General features: G+C 62.9%; 23 protein-coding genes. 21 read left to right on the top strand and 2 right to left on the bottom strand.

Annotated elements, in window-relative coordinates:
* The first annotated feature begins 16 nt into the window (after window positions 1–16).
* From A3CW_RS48210 to A3CW_RS0132180, 7 genes are all read left to right on the top strand, one after another.
* Entirely contained in the window at window positions 17–955 is a 939-nt protein-coding gene (locus tag A3CW_RS48210) for a LolA-like protein (protein ID WP_063750881.1), read from the top strand.
* Window positions 956–985: 30 nt separating this feature from the next.
* Window positions 986–1,822 (top strand): LolA-like protein, encoded by an 837-nt coding sequence (locus A3CW_RS0132205; protein WP_028207243.1) that lies wholly within the window; start codon window positions 986–988, stop codon window positions 1,820–1,822.
* Between the two features lie 98 nt (window positions 1,823–1,920).
* Window positions 1,921–3,537 (top strand): c-type cytochrome, encoded by a 1,617-nt coding sequence (locus A3CW_RS0132200; RefSeq protein WP_154678088.1) that lies wholly within the window; start codon window positions 1,921–1,923, stop codon window positions 3,535–3,537.
* 575 nt (window positions 3,538–4,112) lie between these two features.
* Entirely contained in the window at window positions 4,113–5,306 is a 1,194-nt protein-coding gene (locus A3CW_RS0132195; RefSeq protein WP_245623795.1) for a cytochrome C, read from the top strand.
* Between the two features lie 146 nt (window positions 5,307–5,452).
* Entirely contained in the window at window positions 5,453–6,124 is a 672-nt protein-coding gene (locus A3CW_RS0132190) for a c-type cytochrome (protein WP_028207240.1), read from the top strand.
* Window positions 6,125–6,290: 166 nt separating this feature from the next.
* Window positions 6,291–7,514, top strand: a complete 1,224-nt coding sequence (gene ccsB / locus A3CW_RS0132185; protein ID WP_081771903.1) for a c-type cytochrome biogenesis protein CcsB — start codon at window positions 6,291–6,293, stop codon at window positions 7,512–7,514.
* Between the two features lie 135 nt (window positions 7,515–7,649).
* Window positions 7,650–8,159 carry a hypothetical protein gene (locus tag A3CW_RS0132180; protein ID WP_028207238.1) on the top strand — a complete coding sequence of 170 codons (510 nt, stop codon included), beginning with the start codon at window positions 7,650–7,652 and terminating at the stop codon, window positions 8,157–8,159.
* 463 nt (window positions 8,160–8,622) lie between these two features.
* Here the strand turns inward: A3CW_RS0132180 and A3CW_RS0132175 are convergent, their stop codons facing one another.
* Complete coding sequence (locus A3CW_RS0132175; RefSeq protein ID WP_028207237.1) at window positions 8,623–9,255, bottom strand: lytic transglycosylase domain-containing protein; 633 nt, start codon at window positions 9,253–9,255, stop codon at window positions 8,623–8,625.
* Between the two features lie 553 nt (window positions 9,256–9,808).
* Between A3CW_RS0132175 and A3CW_RS48205 the strand changes: the two genes are divergently transcribed.
* Window positions 9,809–10,588, top strand: coding sequence for a response regulator (locus tag A3CW_RS48205; RefSeq protein WP_081771908.1), 780 nt, complete (start codon window positions 9,809–9,811; stop codon window positions 10,586–10,588).
* 17 nt (window positions 10,589–10,605) lie between these two features.
* On the opposite strand, the gene A3CW_RS0132165 is transcribed toward A3CW_RS48205, so the two are convergent.
* Complete coding sequence (locus tag A3CW_RS0132165; protein ID WP_245623794.1) at window positions 10,606–11,703, bottom strand: sensor histidine kinase; 1,098 nt, start codon at window positions 11,701–11,703, stop codon at window positions 10,606–10,608.
* Window positions 11,704–12,023: 320 nt separating this feature from the next.
* Here A3CW_RS0132165 and A3CW_RS0132160 point away from each other — a divergent pair, with 320 nt between their 5' ends.
* The 13 genes from A3CW_RS0132160 to A3CW_RS0132100 all read left to right on the top strand — a co-directional run bounded on the left by A3CW_RS0132160 (window position 12,024) and on the right by A3CW_RS0132100 (window position 23,399).
* Complete coding sequence (locus A3CW_RS0132160; RefSeq protein WP_028207235.1) at window positions 12,024–12,653, top strand: SCO family protein; 630 nt, start codon at window positions 12,024–12,026, stop codon at window positions 12,651–12,653.
* Window positions 12,654–12,683: 30 nt separating this feature from the next.
* Window positions 12,684–13,358 carry a response regulator gene (locus A3CW_RS0132155; RefSeq protein ID WP_028207234.1) on the top strand — a complete coding sequence of 225 codons (675 nt, stop codon included), beginning with the start codon at window positions 12,684–12,686 and terminating at the stop codon, window positions 13,356–13,358.
* A 188-nt stretch (window positions 13,359–13,546) separates the two neighbouring features.
* A complete protein-coding gene (gene gspG, locus A3CW_RS0132150; RefSeq protein ID WP_028207233.1) occupies window positions 13,547–14,008 on the top strand; it encodes a type II secretion system major pseudopilin GspG in 462 nt (153 codons plus the stop codon).
* A 55-nt stretch (window positions 14,009–14,063) separates the two neighbouring features.
* A complete protein-coding gene (locus tag A3CW_RS0132145) occupies window positions 14,064–15,266 on the top strand; it encodes a type II secretion system F family protein (RefSeq protein WP_028207232.1) in 1,203 nt (400 codons plus the stop codon).
* 18 nt (window positions 15,267–15,284) lie between these two features.
* A complete protein-coding gene (locus A3CW_RS0132140; protein WP_081771901.1) occupies window positions 15,285–17,009 on the top strand; it encodes a GspE/PulE family protein in 1,725 nt (574 codons plus the stop codon).
* On the top strand, window positions 16,990–17,871 hold the full coding sequence (locus tag A3CW_RS0132135) for a hypothetical protein (RefSeq protein WP_028207230.1): 882 nt from the start codon (window positions 16,990–16,992) through the stop codon (window positions 17,869–17,871). Before A3CW_RS0132140 ends, A3CW_RS0132135 begins: the two co-directional genes overlap by 20 nt.
* On the top strand, window positions 17,868–18,398 hold the full coding sequence (locus tag A3CW_RS0132130) for a hypothetical protein (protein WP_028207229.1): 531 nt from the start codon (window positions 17,868–17,870) through the stop codon (window positions 18,396–18,398). Before A3CW_RS0132135 ends, A3CW_RS0132130 begins: the two co-directional genes overlap by 4 nt.
* Window positions 18,395–18,961 (top strand): hypothetical protein, encoded by a 567-nt coding sequence (locus A3CW_RS0132125; protein WP_028207228.1) that lies wholly within the window; start codon window positions 18,395–18,397, stop codon window positions 18,959–18,961. The genes A3CW_RS0132130 and A3CW_RS0132125 overlap by 4 nt, the downstream gene beginning before the upstream one ends.
* Window positions 18,958–19,563 carry a hypothetical protein gene (locus A3CW_RS0132120; RefSeq protein WP_028207227.1) on the top strand — a complete coding sequence of 202 codons (606 nt, stop codon included), beginning with the start codon at window positions 18,958–18,960 and terminating at the stop codon, window positions 19,561–19,563. Before A3CW_RS0132125 ends, A3CW_RS0132120 begins: the two co-directional genes overlap by 4 nt.
* Entirely contained in the window at window positions 19,564–21,813 is a 2,250-nt protein-coding gene (locus tag A3CW_RS0132115) for a type IV pilus secretin PilQ (protein WP_028207226.1), read from the top strand.
* A 24-nt stretch (window positions 21,814–21,837) separates the two neighbouring features.
* On the top strand, window positions 21,838–22,365 hold the full coding sequence (locus tag A3CW_RS0132110; protein ID WP_051481851.1) for a type II secretion system protein: 528 nt from the start codon (window positions 21,838–21,840) through the stop codon (window positions 22,363–22,365).
* 9 nt (window positions 22,366–22,374) lie between these two features.
* On the top strand, window positions 22,375–22,764 hold the full coding sequence (locus tag A3CW_RS0132105; protein ID WP_028207224.1) for a type IV pilin protein: 390 nt from the start codon (window positions 22,375–22,377) through the stop codon (window positions 22,762–22,764).
* Entirely contained in the window at window positions 22,761–23,399 is a 639-nt protein-coding gene (locus tag A3CW_RS0132100; RefSeq protein WP_245623793.1) for a type II secretion system protein, read from the top strand. The genes A3CW_RS0132105 and A3CW_RS0132100 overlap by 4 nt, the downstream gene beginning before the upstream one ends.
* Window positions 23,400–23,402 lie beyond the last annotated feature (3 nt).

Genomic DNA, 23,402 nt, shown 5'->3' with positions numbered 1-23,402 from the left:
GAAGAGGAGATGACTCATGAACCGCTTTCTTTCGCTGGCGATTCAGACCGCCTCGGTGGCGACGCTCGTGGCGAGCGCGCCGATGGCGCTCGCGGGATCTTCTACGGCAAGCGCCCAGACCGCGGGCGCGGCGCACATGAGCGCCGCGCAGATCGTCGACCGGAACGTCGCGGCGCGCGGCGGCCTGCAGGCATGGCACGCGGTCACCGCGATGACGATGTCGGGGCAGCTCGAGGCGGGCGGCACGAAGAACACCAGGCTGCCCTTCACGATGACGCTCAAGCGCCCGCGCAAGAGCCGCATCGAGGTCCGTTTCAACGACCAAACGGCATTCCAGGTCTACGACGGCGCGCAGGGCTGGAAGGTCAGGCCGTTCCTCGGCCGCAATGAAGTGGAGCCCTATACGCCCGCGGAGGCCAAAGCAGCCGCATCGTGGGCCGAACTGGACGGTCCGCTCATGGACTATGCGGCGAAGAGCACGAGAATCGACGTGCTCGGCATGGAAATGGTCGAAGGCCACCGCGCCTATGTGCTGAAGCTGACGATGAAGGACAACACATCGCGCCGTGTATGGATCGATGCGGCCAGCTTTCTCGAACTGAAGATCGACGGCGATCCGCGCAAGCTCGACGGCAAGATGCACAACGTCGCCATCTTCTATCGCGACTACCGCAAGGAGGGCGGCCTCGTCATGCCACATACGCTCGAGACGGTTGTCGTCGGCGCAAGAGGCACGCACAAGCTGATCATCGATAAGGTTGCGCTGAATCCGCAGGCAGACGACACGCTGTTTGCGAAGCCGCAGCTCACGGTGGCGAAAGTGACGCACCCCGCGCCGGTCGTCGGCGCGAACCCGGGCCCGAGCCTGAGCCCGCGTCCGACTGCGAGTGCGAGCCCAGGCGCAAGTGCCAATGCAGTTGCGCACCCGAGCCCACGCCCGAGCGCAAGCCACTAGCCATTGGGTGCTCCCATGAGGTTGACGGCCATGAAACCAGTCGCAGTATGGGTGCTCGCCGGCAGCGTTGCGGCGGTCGTCTTCGCGGGCGAGCAGCTACCCGCGCAGGATCTGAGCGTGGATCAGATCGTCGAGAAGAACGTCAACGCGAGAGGTGGCCTCGACGCCTGGCGCAAAGTCCAGACCATGATCTGGTCCGGCCACGTGGATAGCGCCAATGCCCCTGCGCCGGATCTGCCGTTTGTCCTCGCCATGAAGCGCCCGAACAAGACACGCTTCGAGGTCACCGTGTTCAACCAGAAGTCCGTGCGTGTATTCGATGGCAAACAAGGCTGGAAACTGGGCCCGAACGGCATGGGCAGCGCTACGCCGCGGCCGTACTCGATGGACGAGGCGACGTCCGCGCGCGACGAGCAGGTGATCGACGGGCTCTTGATCGACCATGCAGCGAAGGGTGTCAGCGTCGCGCTCGAGGGTAAGGATCAGGTGGGCGGGCGCGATGCGTATCGTCTCGCCGCAAAGCTGCCATCCGGCGTGACCCGCCATGTGTGGATCGACGCTCAAACATTTCTTGACGTGCAGGTCGACCACCAGGTGCGCACCCCGCTCGGGCAAACGGTCGTTGTGCTGGTGGATTACAGCGACTTCAGGAGCGTCGAGGGGTTGCAAATACCGCTCGAGATCGTGAGCGGCGCCGTGGCGTCCGACAAAAAGGACAAGCTGACGATCGACAAGGTGTCGCTGAATCCGGCGCTGGACGATGGAATCTTCACGAGACCTGCGCCGCCGCAGATACACCGAAAATCGGTTTCGATCGACGTCGATGCCTCGCCGGCGCTGCCTGGCGCCGGCCATCCGTCGCCCTGACCATGAACCGCGCGGGAAGCGGGCCAGGAGGCCGCGCACGGGCACCTTCGCTGGCGGCGCGATGGCTTGCTCCATGCGCATTGCTCGCCGCGCTGATCATGGCTGTGGGCGAGGCGCGTTGCGCACCGGCCGCGCAGCCGGTCGCGACCGGGAGCGCTGGGGAGTCTCTGTATCAGCAGGGCATCCTGAGTTCGGGCGAACCGCTCGAGGCGATGCACGACGGGGGCGTGCGCCTGCAAGGCGCAGCCGCGGCCTGTGTGAACTGCCATCGCCGCAGTGGCCTGGGCTCCAGGGAAGGCAACAGCAGCATCCCGCCGATCACGTGGCGCTACCTTGTCGAGCCGCGCGCGCAAAACCCGGAAGATGTCGATTTGCCGTATGTGCCCGGGATGCGCGCCGAACGCGAACCGTACACGGATGCGACGGTCGCGCGCGCCATTCGCGAAGGGCTCGACTCGGAAGGCAAGCCGCTCAGCAGCCTGATGCCGCAGTACGCGCTGAACGACGCCGATATGCAGGCGCTGACCGGCTATCTGAAACACCTCGACCGGCGCAGGCCGATGGGCGTAACGGATACCGTGCTGCACTTCGCGACGATCATCACGCCCGACGCCGACCCGGTGAAACGCGCGGGCATGCTCGATGTGCTCACGCACTACTTCGCCGACAAGAACGTCTTTCCGCTCGGTGCGGTGCCGCCGTTGCGCTCGTCGCGCAAGATGATGTTCATGGTGAATCGCCGCTGGGAACTGCATGTATGGGAGCTCAAAGGTCCGCCGGACACCTGGCGTGAGCAGCTTACGCAGTTTCTGGCCCGCCAGCCGGTGTTCGCGGTCGTGTCGGGGCTCGGAGGAAAAAACTGGGCGCCGATTCACGAATTTTGCGAGCAGGAGGCCGTGCCGTGCCTCTTTCCCAACGTGGAGGTGCCGGTCGAAAACGATCACGATTTCTACTCCGTGTACTTCTCGAAAGGCGTGCTGCTCGAGTCGGACCTGATCGCGGCGCGCATTGTCGATGAAGCTGGCGCGCGGCAGGCGCAGGGGACGAAGGAGGCGAAAACACTGAAGCACGTCTGGCAGGTCTATCGCGCGGGCGACAACGGCGAGCGCGGCGCGCAAGCGCTCGCCGTTGCACTGGAGGCTCACGGCATGGCGGTATCGAAGCACGCACTCGCCCCCGGCGAGAGCGTCGCGCATGCCATGCATGGGATACCGCGTTCGGACGTGCTCGTGCTGTGGTTGCGTCCGCCCGACGTCGCGGCGCTCGCGCGGATACCCCCGGCGACGGACACCGTGTTCATGTCGGGCCTCATGGGCGGGCTCGATAGCACACCCCTGCCGGCGAGCTGGCGCGGCGTCACTCGCCTCGCATACCCGTTCGATTTGCCGGAAGGGCGGCGCGTGCGCGTCGACTACGCGTTCGGCTGGTTCTCGATCAGACAGATTCCAATGATTGCTCCACAAGTGCAGGCAGACACCTATCTTGCATGCGGTCTGCTCGCTGAGACACTGAGCCATATGGTCGATGCATTCGTGAGGGACTACCTGGTGGAGCGAATTCAGGACATGCTCGAACGCCGCATCCTGACGGGTTACTATCCTCGCCTGACGCTGGCGCCGGGGCAGACATTCGCGTCCAAGGGCGGCTATATCGTCCGCTTTGCCGGGCCGGATCACATCAAGCTCGTGGCCGATGGAGGCTGGATCGTGCCGTGAGGTCAATTGGGTGTTGCAGGCGCGTGTCACGCACCTGCGCACTCACGCACGCTTTAATCCGCACAACGAATTGATATGGCACGTATGGCTTCGTTCCGAAGAAGCCGTGGCGCTCGATGCTGTCCGAAAACGGCGAACGGGCATTGACACACTGCGACATCTAGTTCAACGCCTACCGCAAGAGGAGGACCTTGACCCATCCCGATTCTGGTTGCGCGTTTGCACAATGAAGTCATCGCGTGCAGTACAAGAGGTTCATCGTGATCCGTTGCACCAGCCAGAGGCATGCGCTTCACTACCGCAGCGAAACACCGCAATACAGACTTCAGCTTTCACCGCCGGTGCAATACGTTTCGCGACGCGGCGCAGGAGAAGCAGCCATGACAAGAGCACCTGTCAGCCATGCAGCATTTCGCAACTTGCTCCGCGGTGGCTGGATACTCGCCTTCGCAATACTGGCATTGCTGCAGGCAACCCCCGCATACGCGCTGCCGATCTTCGCGCGCCAAACCGGACAAAGTTGTGTGGCTTGCCACGCCGGGGGGCAATTTCCCGAACTCACGCCTTATGGGCGAATGTTCAAGCTCACTGGCTACACGCTTGGCGAGCGCACGATCCCGATCGCCGCAATGGCAATCGGCGATCTGAGCCAGACGAGGGTCAACAACGACGCGAGCGGCAATCCCATCAACACGAAGAACGGTCTGCCGATATTCGACTTTGCGAGCATCTTCCTCGCCGGAAAGATCACCGACAAGATCGGCGTCTTTACACAGTTCACCTATACGAACTATGACCATCAGAATGGCGTGACGAACAAATGGGAAGGCCACTGGGGGTCCGACAATACCGACTTCCGTTTCGTGGACCGGATCATGGGGGAAGCGAGCGATCTCATCCTCGGCGTGACGGTGCACAACAATCCGACCGTGCAGGACGTCTGGAACTCCGCGCCGGCGTGGGGCTATCCGTATATTTCATCGACGATCAGCCCCGTTGCCAAAATCCCGAAACTGCCGGTCATCGAAGGAAGTCTTGCGACCCAGGTGGCAGGCGTCGGCGGCTACCTGTACTGGAACAAGACGGTCTACGCCGAACTGACCGCGTACAGCACGGCCGACGGCATCTGGTCGTTCATGAGTCACGGCAACAAGGCAGGTGACCCGGCTCACCCTCAAACCTATCTGCGCGGCTACAACCCGTACGCGCGCATCGCGTTGACGCGAGACTGGGGGCCCCATAGCGCAATGGTCGGCGCGTTCCTTTTGAACGTGAACATCTATCCGAACGACGCCAACCAGTTCCCGATCTTTACGCAGGGCGTGACGCGCTACCGCGATTACGGCATGGACGCTCAGTACGAGTACCTGCTCGAGCCGCACACGATCACCGCGCAAGCTCGCTATGTGCGTGAGAACGTCCATGATCCGAACAATTTCGTGTTCAGCGACAACACATCAGGGAATCTCGATTCGCTGAGGCTCAAGGCATCGTACGTCTACCAGGCCAAGTACGGTATCAGCTTTTCGTTCTTCAATACGACAGGCAGTCCCGACAGCGCTGCCTACGCGGCCAGCGCGAACTTTCATCCGAACACGCAGGGCTGGATGCCGGAGATATTCTGGATACCGAATCAACGTGTGAGAATAGGCATCCAGTATACGCACTACACCAAGTTTCTCGGCGCCTCGTCCAATTACGACGGCGCCGGGCGTAACGCGAGAGACAACGACACGCTCTTCATCTATCTGTGGGCCGCTTCATGGTGATGTCCCGTCCGCTGTTTTCCGTGCGCCGTGCCGCGAGAACGGTGCGCAAGCGGGTGGGGGCACGTCGTGTCGAAGCGAACGCGTCTTTGCGCGGAACGCAAGCAACGACAGAGGACCGCAGAAGCTGCAGTAAGGAGGTTGGCAACATGAACAAAGTGGCGCATATCGTCTCCATCGGGATGCTGCTGGCCGGGTCGGCCTGCCAGGACCTGGAGCATTCACGGCAGGTCGACAACCCGCTGGTTCCGGGAAAGACCATCGCCTTGCAGGTGTGTTCGAACTGTCACGGTGCGAACGGCGTTTCCATATCTCCCACCTTTCCGAAGCTTGCCGGGCAGCGAATGGAATACCTGGTCGATCAACTGTCGGACTTCAAGAGCCATACGCGAGCCGACCCGAACGCGCAGCGTTTCATGTGGGGATTCACCCATTTGACCGACACGCAGATCGACGAGCTTGCGACGTATTTTTCGAGTCAATCCGCGGTCCTGGGCGTTGCGAGCGATCTCGCGCTCATCAACGAAGGCAAGGCGATCTATCATTCCGGCCTGCCTGACAAGGGCGTCGCGGCGTGCATTGCGTGCCATGGGAAGCATGGCGAGGGGATGAATCAGTTTCCCCGGCTCGCGGGTCAGCACGCGGACTACGTCATGAAGCAGCTCGAGGTCTTCCAGCAAACCGACGCCCGGCCTCGCGGCGCAGCCATGAAGGCAGTGTGCGCCAACATGTCGGAGCGGGACATGCGCGCAGTGGCGGCGTTCGTCGAGGTGTTTCCGCCAGAAGAGGAGGTGTCTGCCAGCCCGCCAGCCGATCAATGAGCAAGCGGCATTGAAACTGGTGCGGCTGCCGTTTACAGCTTTGGTGCCCCGTCCCTCAACGGGCACCTTTCCAGGTGCTCCGTACCCCCCGGGCGGGCACCCCTTTTTATGCCCGGCGGTACGCGCTACGCCAATCCATCCAGGTCATCCTCGAACGGTGAATGCCATGAAACCAGGTTCATCTTCTCCTGATGCAACGGTGCCTGCTCCAGCGGCAATGCATCGGCCTCGGCCCACGTGGAGCGCGGATCAAATAAGCGTGCTGTACGACGAACGCCCCTTCCTGAGGCGGCTCGACGCCTTTGACTGGCTGTTCGCGCTCGTGATGGTTGCGGGCGCCGGCTTCGCGCTGTCGCGCTACCACGCGTACATGAACGACTACGACAAGCTGGTGCTCGTATGCTCGGCGCCAGCGTTCGTCGTGCTGGGCTGGCGCTGGAAGCCCGCGCGGCTGCTGATCGCCGGGATCGCGGCGCTGTCGCTATTTGCAATCCAGCTGTATCAGGGCGATTTGGCCCGCGCCGACAACACGTTTTTCCTGAAGTATTTCCTGTCCAGCCAATCGGCCATTCTGTGCATGAGCGCGCTTTTCGTACTGGCGACGCTGTTCTACTGGATCGGTCTGCTCTCGCGTTCGCCGTCGGGCGGAGCGATCGGTACGAAGCTCACGTGGGCGGCGGTGCTGATGGGTTTCGTCGGCATGATGGTGCGGTGGTATGAGTCGTACCTGATCGGTGCGGACGTCGGCCATATACCGATTTCGAATCTGTATGAAGTGTTTGTGTTGTTCAGTCTGATCACGGCACTCTTTTACCTGTATTACGAGCAGCACTACAACACGCGCTCGCTCGGCGCCTTCGTGCTGCTCGTGATCAGCGCGGCGGTCGGGTTCCTGACGTGGTACTCGATCACGCGCGACGCGCAGCAGATCGAGCCGCTCGTGCCGGCGCTGCAAAGCTGGTGGATGAAGATCCACGTGCCGGCCAACTTCATCGGCTACGGCAGTTTTGCGCTCTCGGCGATGGTGGGCGTCGCGTACCTGCTGAAAGAGCGGGGCGTGCTGGCGGACCGGCTGCCAGCGCTCGATGTGCTCGACGACGTCATGTACAAGTCGATCGCCGTCGGCTTTGGGTTTTTCACCATCGCGACCATTCTCGGCGCGCTGTGGGCCGCCCAGGCGTGGGGCGGTTACTGGAGCTGGGATCCGAAGGAAACGTGGGCGCTGATCGTCTGGCTGAACTATGCGGCCTGGCTGCATATGCGGCTGATGAAGGGGTTGCGCGGGCATGTTGCCGCCCGATGGGCGCTTGCGGGTCTGCTGGTCACCACCTTTGCATTCCTGGGGGTGAACCTGTTCCTCTCGGGGCTGCACAGCTATGGCAGCCTGTGAGAAAAATGAAAGGCTATCTGCGGGTCTCTACCCACGCATTTCGGCGAGCAATCCTACTTAAAACCAGCTTCGGAGCAGACAAGAATGTCGCCAGAAGTCTCGGTGCGTGCCCAGCGTAAAGTTGGAGTGGCTGAAATGAGACGCGTCTATTTTCTGTTGCCCACCACACAGTGTGCGCGGGCGATAGTCAGCGAGTTGCTGATTCACGGGGTCGAGTGGCGGTATATGCATGTCGTCGCCAACGAGGATGTGTCAATCGACGGCTTGCCGCATGCCTCGCTCTCGCAACGGAGCGATCTGCTTGCGTCGCTTGCGCAAGGTACGGCAGCAGGCTGCGCGACCGGCTTGCTGGTCGCGCTGATTGCCCTCGTCTTTCCGCCCGAAGACATCGAGATCGCCGGCGGCACAGTGGTGTCCCTCACGCTTTCAGGCGCGGTATTTGGCGCGTGCGTAGCCGCGCTGATCGGCGTCGAAATGCCAAATACACGCTTGAAGCGTTTCGAAGTAGCGATCCTTCGGGGCGAGATTCTGCTGATAATCGACGTCCCGACGGAGCGCGTGGAGGAGATCGAGCAGATGATCAAGCATCACTACGCGCAGGCGCACTTCGAGGGAACGGACCCGAGCATGCCTGCGTTTCCGTGACGCGCGCCAGAACGGAGACAAGTGGACGCAAGCCTGTTGCACGCGAGCGGAGTCAGGCGCTGAAGCGCCAACTCGGGTCGGCAAGCGAAGACAGGCAGAAAACGGAGGGAGAGCGTAGGACGCGGCGCCCTGCACAAGTTCGCGTTCTACGTAGTAGAGGGCGTCCGGCCGACTGAACTGGTCCCCAGTCGGCCGGCTCGCTATTCAACCTGTTGACGCACGTTGACGTACGTCGTGCCTTCACGACGCCCGGCACAGCGTCTGCGCGCCCGGTATCCGCTCTACATTGCCACGCGTCGCTGGAGATGTCCGTGACGCTGTCCCGCCGTACCGCCATGCGGACGGGGAATGTGCGGTGATTGGTCCCGCGCGGGCTCCTTTTGCGGCGGCGCATGCCGCGATTGCCGGGCGCGCACCGCAGTCTGGCTGGACGTCGCTGGCGAGCGCGCGAAGAACCCGACGATCAACTGGCCGAGAGAAGTTGCTTGTAGCGCGCCAGCACGCGCGGAACGTACAGACGTGTTTCCGGCAGCGACGGTACGCGATAGCCGGCGCGAATCACCGCATTCTCTCCGGCGTTATAAGCGGCCAGCGTGAGCTCTACGTCGTCCTTGAACAGATCGAGAAGGAAGCGCAGATAGCGGGCGCCGGCCAGCACGTTGTCCCGTGGATTGAACATGTCGCCTTCGGAGAAGCGCCTGGCGGTTTCCGGCATCAACTGCATCAATCCCAGCGCGCCTTTATCCGAAACTGCCTTTGGGTTGTATCCCGACTCGATGTCGATCACCGCGCGAAGCAGTTCGGGTTGAACGCGAAAGGAGCGACTCGCCTCGTCGATCACGTCCGCGTACAAGGGGAGGTCGCCGCTGCCGGGTGACTTGCGGGACCGGCGCTTCGCGCCTGGTTCGCCTGGCGGCTCGCCTGCCACGATCACCTTCAGCCCGGGCTTGCCCCGCACGTTCGTGAGAACGACCGCCCCGTTGCTGTCGACCGCGCCAAATATCTGGGCGCATGCCGTTCCTGGCAACACCGCGCCGAGCATCGCGAATGCGCCGATGATCGCGTTTCCCAAGCTGGATGACGGGTGGTAATGCATCGTTGTTTTCTCCTGCACCTGAATTGTGGTGGAAGAAAAAACGGCTTGGCAATGGGGCACCTCCCTACACTTTGTGGCGCAAAAGAGCTGCCAAAAAGCGCATTGCAAAAACTTAACATTCGAAACAATTGGTAATAGACGGTAATCAACGGAAGCCGCCCGGCAGTCATGCGAAGTGCCTTAATTCTTCTCACTGGATGCCAATATCATCGATTAATTTTCACCCAATGATAAGAAAGAAGGGATTTGCTGCTATCCCTTGCGATGGCTAATCTTCTGGAGATTTCAAAAGGGTTCGAATTTGAAACATTTTTCGGCACTCGATGCACTGCCGAAATGCCCCAAAAAGTGGAGATGTGCGCCGTTGCTTGCTCTGCGCGAAGTGGCGTGAACCTTGCTGAGGGCCAGGCGCATACAGTAATCCGAAAATAACATAAAGCTAACAGTTAGGAATTCGAATGTAAAGAGTGAAAGCTTTGCGGAAGGAAAGAATTTTCGTCAAATAGTGAATGCGGTTATGACGGCCGAGGGCGCTGGCACTGGGAGACAAGACGTGAATACCAAATGTCGCGTTGTAATCGCAGAGGATCACGATCTGCTGCGAAATGGTCTACGTTCGATGTTGTGTGCGCAAGCCGACTACGACGTCGTCGGCGAAGCGAGGGACGGCAAGGAAGCCTGCCAGCAGGCGATGACGCTCGCCCCTCATCTGATCCTGATGGATCTGTCGATGCGAGGAATGAATGGCATCGATGCCAGCGCGACGATCAAGCGGCGATCGCCTGGCGTGCGGATCATTGCGCTCACGGTGCATCAAAACGAGGAGTACGTGCGGGAGGCGCTGCGTGCCGGCGTCGACGGTTATGTGCTGAAAGACGTCTCGTTCGAGGAACTGCTGGTCGCGATGCGCTCAGTCATGCAGGGAAAGAAACATCTGAGCGCAGACGTGTACGGCTACATGGTCGACTCTTTCGTCAGCGGCCGCGAAGCGCCCGCGCCGAAGCACGCCTGGGACGTGTTGACGGCGCGCGAGCGCAGCGTGCTCAAGCTGATCGCGGAAGGACGCACCAACCGGCAGGTCGGACAATACCTGAACCTGAGTCCGAAGACGATCGAGAAGTATCGCGCGAGCATGATGCACAAGCTCCATATCGCCAACCTGACCGAACTGGTTCTCGTCGCGATGAGCATGGGTTTGCTGACCTCGCTCGCCGCCAAATGCGCTGAGCCGAACGTGGACGATGCGCACTTGCCGGAACGCACCGATCCGGCGCCGGGCTCGGGCCCAGAAGGCGAACTGCCCGAATACCGGCTAGGCGAAACGGGAACCTGAGTGCGACGAAGGCTTCGCTAGCGCGTCCAGGTCGCGCAGACGCGCGTACCGGTCGCGGCGGACGACTCAATCGAGAACGCGCCGCCGTGCATCTCGACGCGGTGCTGCATGCCGATCAGGCCCAATCCGGTCGAATAGGCGTCTTCTGTGGCGAACGGGTGGTTCTCGTAGCCGATGCCGTTGTCCTGAATCGTCAACAGCAGGCCGCCCGCGTCACTCCGCAGGCTGAGGGAAATTTCCGTCGCCTCGGCATGCTTGACGGCATTGTTCAGCGCCTCCTGAGCGACTCTGAACATGTCCGCTTTCAGATGCTCGGGTACGTCCTTATCCGCGACATCGCAGTCGAACAAGACTGAGATCGCCTCCGTGCCATGTTCGATGCGCCGGCACAGCGAACCCAATGCTGCGGGCAGCCCCAGCTTGTCCAGCATGAGCGGCCTCAGTTCCCCGCATATCTGCCGCACGTCGCCGATCGTTTCGCGGACCCTGAACACGGTCGCATCCAGCAGTTGTACCGCATCGTCGACCTGCCCTCGGCGTATGCGCATCAGTGCATCCTCTGTCATCAGCTTGACGAGGGTTAGCGCCTGGCCGAGGCCGTCGTGCAACTCCGCAGCAAGACGCTGGCGTTCCTTCTGCTGGCCCATCATCAGATACGTCTGGCACATCCGCTCGCTTGCATCGAACGGTTCGGCCGGGTCGGCAGACCTGGGCTCGAAGATCAGCGGCTCTTCGAAAAGCGTCAGCAAGACGCTCGCCTCCATCTGTTTCGTGGGGACCCATTGCTGATGCAGCGCCAGTCGCGTTGGATGACCCGTTCGGCCGGTGAGGACGGCGCTGAACGAGTGAAACTCGCGAGCCTTGCTCGCGGACAATTCGTCTGCCAGGTCGCTATGAGAGTCGTCGGGCGCGAGGTCGGCGAGACCCTTGCCGACGAGCTCAGCGCTCGAATAGCCGAGCAGCGCGGCGGCGCTGCGGTTTGCCGACACGAAGGTCCCATCGGGCGTGAGAATCGCGAGCGCTGCGCCGCGCGCGTCGGTGACGACGCCGGCGTCGGGTTGGCTGGAGTAGGCCGCGCTGCGAAGTTTGCGCATTGCTTCGATCAGATCGAGCAATCTAACCTGCGGTCCCCCTGGCTGGCTTTCATCCATTGGAGCTCCCCGATGCGTCGATATAATCAAATCGTAAGACTATCGGGATTGTAGGCCGTGATCGACGCAAGCTGCAACGGGGAATTTGTGGGGTCGTAGTGTGGGGACACCCCCATTGCACGGTGCGGGTTTTCCATCAAGCGGGCATACCCTACCGCCGTTTGGGGTCCCTCATCCAATGACGCTTGTAGGCAAATTCATGACACTGAACTTGCGAGGAAGTGAAAGCGCCGCAACCTGCGCATCGCTAGAAGCGACCTTTCTCCTCATTTCTGGAGACCGGTATGAACAGGACTGCAAAATTAAGGATCGGGGTGCTGACGGGCATGGCACTCGCGGCGACGGCGGCATGGTGCGCACCTGCCGACGATGCTGCGGCCGTTGCCGATCCTCACATGCATCATCACATGATGGCGGGCATGACCACGCGCACGACCGCACAATACACGCTGCCTTCGGTCGACCTCGTGCGCGATGACGGCAAGACCGTTTCGCTCGTCGACGAACTGAACGATGGCCGTCCGGTGATCGTGACCTTCATCTATACGACCTGCACGACGATCTGTCCGATGACCAGCCAGACGCTCGAGCAATTTCAGAGCGATCTGGGCAGCGACCGGGACAAGGTCCATATCGTCTCGATCTCGATCGATCCGGAAGAGGACACGCCTGCGCGCCTCAAGGCCTATGCGGCCAGGTTCGAAGCCGGCCCCGAGTGGCAGCACTACACCGGCACAGTCGAGGCGAGCATTGCGGCGCAGCGCGCGTTCAACGTCTATCGGGGCGACAAGATGAATCACACGCCGGTTGCCTTCCTGCGCGCCGCGCCGGGCAAGCCCTGGCTGCGCATCGACGGCTTCGCCACACCGTCGGAACTGCTCGCCGCCTATCACGACGTGGTCGCTTCCAACTAGGCGCGCAGCGTCCAGCAAGGAGCGACGAAATTGGAAAAAAGACATCGTGTGCTGATTGCCGAGGACCAGCATTTACTGCGCAGCGGCCTTTGTCGCATGGTCTCCGAACTGGACGACTACTGCATCGTCGGCGAGGCGAGCGGCGGGATCGAAGCCCATCGCCTCGCCAGGGAGACGCTGCCCGACCTGATCCTGATGGATCTGACGATGCCCGGCGGCAGCGGCTTCGAGGCGATCACCGCCATCAAGCGCGAGTCCCCGCGCATCCGGATCGTCGTCCTTACCGTTCATTGGAGCGAAGACCATGTGCGGGAGGCGTTCGCCGCCGGCGCCGACGGCTACGTGGTCAAGGACGCATCGTTCGACCAGCTGGTCCGGGAAATGCGTTTCGTGATGCAAGGCAAGCGCGTGGCCGGCGCCGGCGCCAACCGGATCAGCGGAGGGGCGCACGGATCGCAGGAGGACATCGCACACAAGGCGCAGCTCTGGAATGCGCTGACCGGCCGCGAACGCACGGTGCTGCGGCTCGTGGTGGAGGGGCACACCAACCGGCAGGTCGGCGAGTGCCTGAGTCTCAGCCCCAAGACCATCGAAAAGCATCGCGCGAACCTGATGCGCAAGCTCGGCATCAGGAACCTGAACGGCCTCGTGCGCCTCGCGATCGACATGGGCGTGCTGATGGTGCCCGACGACGAGCATGTGTGAAATCCCTCCAGACGGGTATGGCGCAACTGGAGGGTCTTTACCCATGTCTTTGGACGGCACTCCCTACTTCTTGCCCGTATCGACCTGAACAAAAATGCATTCAACGGCTTCAGCGGCGCTGAAGCGGTGAGTCGATACAGGGGGGAGCCGTGCATAGCGAATCGACCTCTATCCAACGCGGTGTGCAGATGCCCGAGCCAGAGGCGCCGCGGCATTGCGCCGGTTTTGCGGCACCGGCACGCACGTATGCGCGGCGCGGCTTCACGCTGCTCGAACTGCTCGTCGTGATGGTCATCATCGGCTTGCTGGCCGGTCTCGTTGCGCCCCGATATTTCGAACAGGTCGGCAAGTCGAACGTCAAGATCGCGCGTGCGCAGATCGTGTCGCTCGGCCAGGCGCTCGATCAATACCGGCTCGACGTCGGCGCGTATCCGACGACCGAAGAAGGCCTGGAGGCGCTCGTGGAGAAGCCGCAGAATGCCGCGCACTGGAGCGGGCCGTATCTGCAGAAGGCGGTGCCCGTGGATCCGTGGGATCGCGCGTATCAGTATCGTTCGCCGGGCGACCACGGCGACTATGACCTGTATTCGCTCGGCAAGAACGGGCGCGGTGACGGCGCGGGCGAGAACGTCACGATCTCGTCGTGGTAGGGGCGCGCGGCGGGGCCGCCGCGCCGATGGTGGGTTGTCTGCAAGGAGAGTCGACGTGAAGTACGTGCTGCGTGTCTTCGATACGAATGGCTCGGTCCAGACGCTTCGCATCGACAGCGAAACGCCCGCGGCAGCCACGGCACTCGCGCGTTCCCGCGGTCTGCGCGTCGTCTCGGTGCGCGCCGAGGGCGGCCGTCGGCGGCATCGTGCGAACCGGCTGGGGATTCCCGGAGGCCGGTTCAACGTCGAGCTCTTTGCGCGCGAGCTCGCCGCGCTGCTCGATGCGGGCGTGGGTGTTGTCGACGCGTTGCGCACGCTTGGCGGCAACGAGCGCCGCGAGACGTCGGCGCAAGTGTATCGCGACCTCTTGCGCCAGCTCGAAGAAGGGCACTCGCTATCCGCGGCGCTCGAGCACGCAAGCCATATCTTCCCGCTGGTTCTGGTTGCGTGCGTGAAGGCGAGCGAGCAGACCGGCGGTCTCGCCGATAGCCTCACACGTTACTCGCGCAATAGCGCGACACTCCACGAGCTGCGTGCGCGTGTGGTGTCGGCGGCGATCTATCCGACGGTCCTGCTGTTCGTCGGCGCGGCGGTCGTCCTGTTCCTGCTCGGCTTCGTGGTGCCGCGCTTCGCGAGCCTGCTTGAACACAGCGGGCGCGAGCTGCCGCTGCTATCGCGCATGCTGATGGCCTGGGGCGGCATGGTGCACGCGCACGGCTCCGGGCTGTCCGTGAGCGTCGCGGTGCTGGCCGTGGCGACGGGCTGCGCATTGCGCCGCCCGTTCGCGCGCAACTGGATCGCCGATCGCATGCTGGCGCTGCCCGGTATCGGGCAACAATTTCGCGTCTTTCGCCAGTCGCAGTTCTATCGCACGACGGCCATGCTCGTCGACGGCGGCATTCCCGCAGTGAAGGCCTTCGAGCTTGCACAGGGTCTCGTTGGACGCTCGGACCAGGCGGCCCTCGCGAGCGCACTGCAGCAGGTGCGAAACGGTGCGAAGGTTTCGGATGCGTTTCAGGAGGCTGGCCTCGCCAACGCGATCGCATACCGCCTGTTGACGGTCGCGGAGAAAACGGGCGGTCTCGGCCCCGTGCTCGACCGGATCGCGGCGTTCCAGGAAGCGCAGGTGTCGCGCACGATCGATCTGATTTCGCGACTGATCGAGCCCGCGATGATGATCTTCATTGGCGTGGTGATAGGCGGCATCGTCGTGCTGATGTACATGCCGATCTTCGAAATTGCGTCGAGCATTCAGTAGACCGAATTGGGGAAGCGCGTGGATACCATCATCGCCCAGCCGGAAGGCCCTCAAGCCGAAGCGCGCGCAGATCTGCGCGACGCACTGAGAGCGCTCGGCGAGCGGCATGGTTCCGGCATCCGCGCACTCGAGGAGCTGATGGCGCAGACCTCGCTCAGCGCGGACGAACTGCGCGGGCAACTGGCCGCGCTGTTCCGCATGAAGTCGATCGGTATGCGCGAGCTGAATCAGCTCGAACCGGATTTCGAGGTGATTTCGTTCGTCGACGCGACGACCCGCCTCTGCGTGTGCTTCCACGATCCAGACGCCGGCAATGGGCTGCTGTTCGCAATCGCTGATCCGCTCGATGCGCGCACGCGCGGCTGGATCGAGCATCGGAGGCGCTCGCAGCCTGGTGTGCCGTATAGCTGGGCGCTCGCAAGCGCAGGAGACATCAACGCGTATCTGACCGTGCGCGAAAAGGACGTGCGCGCGATGGACTCGCTTGCGTTCGACGATCCGATCCAGAATACGGTCGATCCGGCGTCGCTGGCGTTGACGCTGCAGGGCATCAGCAGCGACGACAGTCCGGTGGTCAGACTGCTCAACTCGACAATCTACGACGCGCTCAAGATGATGGCGAGCGACATTCACCTCGAATGCCGCGCGAATGGGCTGATGATCAAGTGCCGCGTGGACGGCGTGCTCACCGTGGTGGGCCGTGCCGAGGGCCGCGACGTCGCGGATCAGGTGCTCTCACGCGTGAAGGTGATCTCCGAGCTTGATATCGCAGAGCGGCGCGTGCCTCAGGATGGCCGTTTCAAGGCGCAATATGCAGGGCGTGAAATCGACTTCCGCGTGTCGATCATGCCGAACCAGTTCGGCGAAGATGCGGTGCTGCGGATCCTGGATCGCTATCAGCTTTCGCAATCCACGGGCGGTCTGACGCTCGAGGCACTCGGCTTTCAGGAGGGCGACACACGCTTCATGCGCAAGCTCGCGGCGATGCCGTACGGGATGCTGCTCGTCACCGGGCCGACCGGCAGCGGCAAGACGACGACGCTCTACGCGATTCTCACGGAAATCAACAACGGCCTCGAGAAGATCGTGACGATCGAGGATCCGGTCGAATACCAGTTGGGCGAAATCCTGCAGATCCCGGTCAACGAAGCAAAGGGACTCACGTTCGCACGCGGATTGCGCTCGATTCTCCGGCATGACCCGGACAAGATCATGGTCGGAGAAATCCGCGATCCGGAAACGGCGCAGATCGCCGTGCAGGCCGCGCTGACCGGGCACCAGGTGTTCACGACCGTCCACGCGAACAATGTCTTCGACGTGATCGGCCGCTTCACCAACATGGAAGTCGATCCGTACTCCTTCGTTTCCGCGCTCAATGGCGTGGTGGCGCAGCGCCTGTTGCGGCAATGCTGTCCGGACTGCATGACCGAAGACACGGTGGACAAGGAGACGCTCATCCGCTCGGGCATCGACCCGGACGCAGCGGGCAGCTACTTATTTCGCCGCGGCGCCGGCTGTGGCGCATGCCGTGGCAGCGGGTATCGCGGACGGCGTGCGATCGCCGAGGCGCTGCGCATGAACGACGAGCTGAGACAACTGCTGTCGGAGCGCGCGCCACTTGGGCACATCAAGGCCGCGGCGATGCGCTATGGCATGCAGTCGCTGCGCACCGCCGCGATCGATCTGGTAAAGCGCGGCGAAACGACACTCGAGGAGATCAATCGTGTCACGATGGTCGAATAGTCCGGTTGCGATCGGAGTCGGCACACGCGAGATCGTCGTCGGCGTACGCGCGCCTGGACTGTGGCGCTCGCGCAAGCACCTGCCGCCCGCGGAGCCGGCCAGCTTCACGATTCCCGATGACCAGTACGGCACCGAGTCGGGTCTGCTCGACGCGCTGCGCGCGGCGCTCGTCGTCCAGCCCGTCGCCGATGCCGATGGGGCCGAGGCGCACGAGGCGAAGCCGTCGCCGCGCAACGCACACCTGGTGCTGGACGACTTCTGGGGCATCCACGCGATATTGCGCGGCGACTTTCGCACGCTGCGAGCGCGCGAACTCGAAGAAGTCGCGCTGGCCCATTTCACCGACACCTATGGGATTGACGGCGAATCGCTGGTGGTGCGCTTCTGCGTGCAGCAGGGCGGCCGTGCACTGTTTGCGAGCGCCATGCCGCGTGCGCTTCATGACGGCATTCATGAAGTGGGGGCCTCCGGACATGTGCGGATTTCGCGCCTGAAACTAGGACTTCCGGAAATGCTCAATTGCATCGACGTCGTGGCGGGCGGCGACGCGCTGCTGATGTTCGTCGCCGAGGAGCTGATGCAGGCCGTGATGATCGAGCGGCGCGGCTGGGCCGCCTACGACGCGCAGCGCCTCTTTCCCGGCGATGCGGGCAATGCCTCACGGCTGGCCGAACTGGCCGAGCAACTGTTCGAACGCTCGGCGACGCGAGCGGGCCTCAAGCGGGAAGACTGCACGATCTATCTGTACGGGAACGACACCGACCCAGCGCCATTCGAAGCGCGTTTTGCGGCTGCGATCCGGCCCGCACAACCGGCGACGGACAGTTCGCCCGCGCGCCGGCTGATGGAGTATGCGCAATGATCCAGGTCCTCGATATCGACTTCGGCAGGAGGCGCGCACGCACCGGGACGAGCGGCCTGATCCTGCTGTGCGTCGCCGTTCTTCTGCTGCTCGCATGCGGCGCGCGGCTTTGGCACGCGTATGCCGAGAACGATCGCGCGCAGGCGGAGCTCGACGCCGTGCGGCATCGGACGTTTGCGCAGAGACACGCGGTGAAGCCACCGCCCACGCCAGCCGCAAAGCTGGCGGCAAAGCAGAGTCTGTCGATACTGCGCGAGCTGACCGTGCCGTGGCAGGACCTCTTTTCGATCGTGGAAGATTATCCGGACCATGACGTCGCGCTGATCGGCATCGACCAGAACCCTGCGCAGAGCCAGATTCGCATCACGGCCGAAGCAAAGAACATCGACGCGATGATCGCGTACCTGAAGTATCTGCAGACGAGCGTGCTGCTTCGCGAGGCCGTGCTCAACGATCACCTGGTCGAGAACAATGTGCCGGGCAAGCCGGTCCGTTTCCAGATCACCGCCGTCTGGAGGAAGTCATGAATGTGGACCAGTTGCGCGACCGGCTGCTGACACTGCGGTTCGAGCTACGACGGTTGTTCGGCCTTCCCGGACTCGTAGGCATCCTGATGATTGGGGCGGCATCCCTCATGTGCGCCGAGATCTCCAGCGTGGATGCCGATACGAGGGAGATGCAGGATCCGGCCAAGGTCACACAGGCGGCAAAGACGCGTCATGCAGCCGACAAGCGCAGTGCGGAGGTCGACGCGGTAGCGCTCGAGGCCTTGCCGGAACTGTTCCCGCGCTTTTCGCAGAGCGCGGACGATATCGCGTCGATATTCGAGCAGGCGCGCGGCAGCAATCTGACACTCGGGTCTGCCGAGTACCAGGTGAGCACGGATGCGGGCACGCGCTTCACACGCTATCAGGTGATGTTGCCCGTCAAGGATCAGTACAGTGCGATCCGGCATTTTCTTGCGTTGGTGCTCAACAACGTGCCGAATGCAGCGCTACGGGAAATCCATGTCGAGCGTCCCGCGGTGGACGGCAATATTCTCGATGCGCGGGTGCGCTTCGAACTGATTTACCGGAGCGCCCAGCCATGAAACCCGCTCTGCCCATGCGTGTGCTGCTGGTGATTTGCGCAATCGCGGCCGCCGGGGCAGGGTATCGCGTGCTGGTCGCGGCACGCCAGATGCCGGCGCAAGTCGCCCTGCTCGACAGCCTGCATCGCAACGACGCGCACACGCGGCCAGATGCCAGGCACCGCACGCACTCGTCCGAGACGGCCGCAAAGACTGCGGCGTCAGCATCTGCGGCGCAAGTCGCTGCCGCCAGCACGACGGCGGCAGCGTCCCATGCGAGGCTCCTCTCGTTGCGCGCGCCGCTTTCCCTCGAATCGGCCCATGATCCGTTCACGGCCTCTTCGTGGCTTCCGCCGCCGCCCGTCGAAGCGCCGGCCGCGCCGGTGCGGCCCCCTCCGCCCACCGCGCCCCCCGTGCCTTTCACCTACGTGGGGCAAATCGATGCAAAGGCGGCCAGGCCGCAAGTCTTTCTGAGCAACGGGGATCAGTTGCTGATCGTGTCGCCAGGCGACGTGATCGACAACCAGTACCGCGTAGAGTCGGTGTCGGAGTCAGACGTAGTGCTGACCTATTTGCCGCTGCACGAAAGGCAGGTGGTAGCCATTCCACGAGAGGACAAGTAAATGAAAACCTCACGCACACGGGGTGCGAGCCGCGTCGGGGACAGCGGCCCATCAAGACGCCTCTCGACAGTCATCCTGTTCCCTGTTCCGTGCCCAGGCGCGATGCAGGTCGCGAGAAGGCGCGCGCTCGCCATTGCTGTGTCCGTGCTCGCCATTAGCGGCTGCATGCACGTCCCGAACATTCATGACGATCCGACCGACGCACAGGCGAAAGTCGACTATCTGAACCAGCGCAACGCTCAGGTCAACACGCTGCTCGACCAGGCCGATCAATACCGCAAGAACTATCAGTTCGACGAAGCGATCCGGAACCTCTTCCAGGCGTACGACATCGATCCGACCAATGAGCGCATACGCAAGATCGGTCTGCAGATCGATCAGGACCGCAAGGATCTGGCCATACTCCAGGAAGCCGAACGCATGATGAAGCGCGGCGCCTACGCGCAGGCGGCTGAACGGGTGCATCGCGTGCTGGTGGAGAACCCGACCAATACGCTCGCGCAGCAGATGCAGACGGAACTCAACGCAAAGCTCAGTCAGCAGCGCGCGGAGCGCGATGACAAGCTTGCGGCTTCGTCGATCATGCAGAAACCGGTGACGCTGCAGTTTCGCGAGGCGAACGTGCGCATGGTGTTCGAAGCGTTGTCGCGCACCACGGGGTTGAACGTGATCTTCGACCGCGATGTCCGCGCCGATCTGAAGACGACGATCTTCGTGACGAACGCGTCGGTGCAGGACACGGTCGACATGATCCTGATGCAGAATCAGCTCGACAAGAAGCAGCTCAACGCGAATACGCTTTTCATTTACCCCGCCACCCCCGCCAAGCAGCTCGAATATCAGGAGCTCAAGGTGCGCACGTTCCAGTTGTCGAACGTCGATGCCAAGCAGATCCAGCAGTTGCTCAAGAGCATTCTGAAGGTCAAGGAGGTCGTGATCGACGAGCATGCGAATACCGTGACGGTTCGCGGCACGCCGGATACGATCAAGGTGGCCGAGGAGATGATCGCCGCACAGGATCTGCCGGATCCCGAGGTGATGATGGAAGTCGAGGTGCTGGAAGTCTCGCACGAGCGCCTCACCGATCTCGGCATCGACTGGCCGAACTCGTTCACGATGTCGACCCCAAGCACCGCGTCGACGTGGGGCCTGCTGCATCATCTGACGATCAATGAGCTGAACGTCAGCAGCCTCTCGGCCACGGCGAACTTCAAGCTCACCGATACCGATGCGAATCTGCTTGCGAGCCCGCGCATCAGGACGCGCAACAATGAGAAGGCCCGGATCATGATTGGCGATAAGGTGCCGGTGATTTCGAGTTCCAGCACGCCGAGCACGAGCGGCCCGTCTTATACGCAGATGATTCAGTACCTCGATGTCGGGATCAAGCTCGAAGTGCAGCCACGGGTCTATCGCGATGGCGACGTCGGCATCCAGCTGAATCTCGAAGTCAGCAACATCACGAATACGATTTCGAGCAGCAATGCAAACGGCCTGAATTCACTCGCCTATCAGATCGGAACACGCAGCGCATCGACGAGTCTGCGCCTGCGCGATGGCGAAACCCAGATTCTCGGCGGCCTCATCTCAGATGAAGACCGCAGAAATGCGAACAAGGTGCCTGGTCTTGGCCAGTTGCCGGTACTGGGCAGGCTGTTCTCCAACCACCAGGGCGACCACGTCAAGACCGAGATCGTGTTGCAGATCACGCCGCACATCGTTCGGCCGCAACTCGCCGCCGATGCGGACACGCAGGAATTGTGGTCGGGCACCGATGTCAATGTGCACGCCGATCAGCTGCGGCTGGATCCCGTCGTGGCGAACGCGGCAACGTCTCTCGCGCCGGCGACGAAGCCGGTGCCGGGCATGGTCGGCGGCGGTACGGTTGGCGGTGCGTCATCGCGAGGGGGCGCCGAGTCGTATCCCGCGCTGCCATCGCCTTCGAACGGCGCGTTCGGACAGATGGCGCCGGCGCCGCGCACGACGCCGCCGCCCGAACCGTACGGTGGACGTTTCTCGCGAACGCCCACGCCGCAAGCGGCTCCCACGCCGCAGTCTGCCCAGAGCGCAGCGCCTGCGCCGGCCGCGCCCGCGGCAGCCGATCAGGCGGGCGGCGAAGCGGAGGTCATCGTGGCACCGACGCTCGCGCCACCGCCACCCGCACCGCCGGCGCCGCCCCCATCGCTGCAGATGCCGCGTGGCACCATGCCGAGCGACAACCCGCTGCGCCCGGTCGAGGGCGGGTACTGAGCCGTGGCTACAGGAACGTGCGCGATGCGCTTGCGCGGCACACGCCAGCCCGATCAGCGTGGATTTACGCTGATCGAGCTGGTGATCACGCTCGCGCTCGTGGGCATTCTCGCGCTCGCGATCATGCCGTTCTCGGAACTCATGGTGCAGCGTCAGAAGGAGCAGCAACTGAGCGACGCGTTGCGCGAGATCCGTACCGCACTCGACGCCTACAAGGAGGCGAGCGATACGGGTCTCATCGACAAGGATGCGGAAGCGTCCGGCTATCCGCCGACCCTGACCGTGCTCGTGACGGGCGTGAAGAACGCCAGGGATCCGAAAGGCGGCCTGCTGATGTTCCTGCGTCACGTGCCGCGCGATCCCTTCTTTAGCGGCGACCCGGACACGCTCGCCGAGGATACGTGGAGCGTGCGGGCCTATGGCGAGCCGCCGGACCAGGCGGCGGGCGGCGACCCGGGCATGAATGGCGAACAGGCTGGCAAGGATGTGTTCGACGTGTCGTCGAAATCCGATCGCGTCGGCATTAACGGTATCCCGTACAAACAATGGTGACGGTGCATCATGAAACCCGCTCACGCGCACAAGACCCGCGGCTTCACGCTGATCGAACTCGTTGTCGTGATGGCCATCATCGGCCTGCTTCTGACGATTGCGGTGCCGCGCTATATGCACAGCATCGAGCGCGGCAAGGAGCAGGTCCGGCGGCAGAACGTCGCGGTGATGCGCAATGCGATCGACCAGTACTACGGGGACAACGGCCAGTATCCCGAGACGCTCGACGAACTGGTGGCGAAGCACTACTTGCGCGCCGTTCCCGTCGATCCGGTCAACGGCGATGACAAATGGGCGGTGATCGCCTCGCCGGACGAAAACAAGCCGGGCGTCTACGACGTGGCGCCGGCGAGCAGTCCGCAGGGGGCGCCACCGCGCACGGAGGGGGGCGCCAAATGAGCAGCGCGGCTCGCTCGTCGCGCGGAGCGAGGCTCGCGAAAGCGCGTGCGAGGCAGCGCGTGGGGCCGCGTGCCGCGCGTGAGCGCGGGCTCGTGCTGCTGGCGCTTTTGATCGCGCTGATGCTGATGTCGATCGCATTGGCCGGCGCGCTCGACGTGTGGTCGCTGCAACGCCGCCGCGAGCAGGAGAAGCAACTGCTGTTCGCCGGCAACCAGTACCGGTTGGCGATTCTGCGGTACTACCGTGTCGGCCGGGCCTATCCCGCATCGGTCGATGAACTGCTCAACGACACACGCTTTCCCAAGCCTTTGCATCATCTGCGTTTTGCTTATCCGGACCCGATCACGGGCAAGAACGACTGGGCGCCCATGCTGCAGGGCGATCGTTTCTACGGTGTCTTCAGCCCATCAGACGAGGCAACGATCAAGCGCGCGGGATTTCCGCGGCAATACGAGGACTTCGAGGGAGCCGAGACCTACGACGGATGGAAGTTCCTTTTTCTGGCCCCGGGCCTGCGAACCACGCAGAGCAACGCCGGCGGCCTCACCGCGCCCGGGAAATCAAGCAGCTTTCCTGCGCTGTCTGGCTTCGATGGCGGATTCCTGCCGGGGCAGCGGGTGCCCGGGTCGCGGTGACGC

Source organism: Paraburkholderia nodosa DSM 21604 (assembly GCF_000519185.1).
Classification (GTDB): domain Bacteria; phylum Pseudomonadota; class Gammaproteobacteria; order Burkholderiales; family Burkholderiaceae; genus Paraburkholderia; species Paraburkholderia nodosa.
Note: the sequence above shows the minus strand (reverse complement) of the source record. Positions and strands in the feature narration are given on the sequence as shown.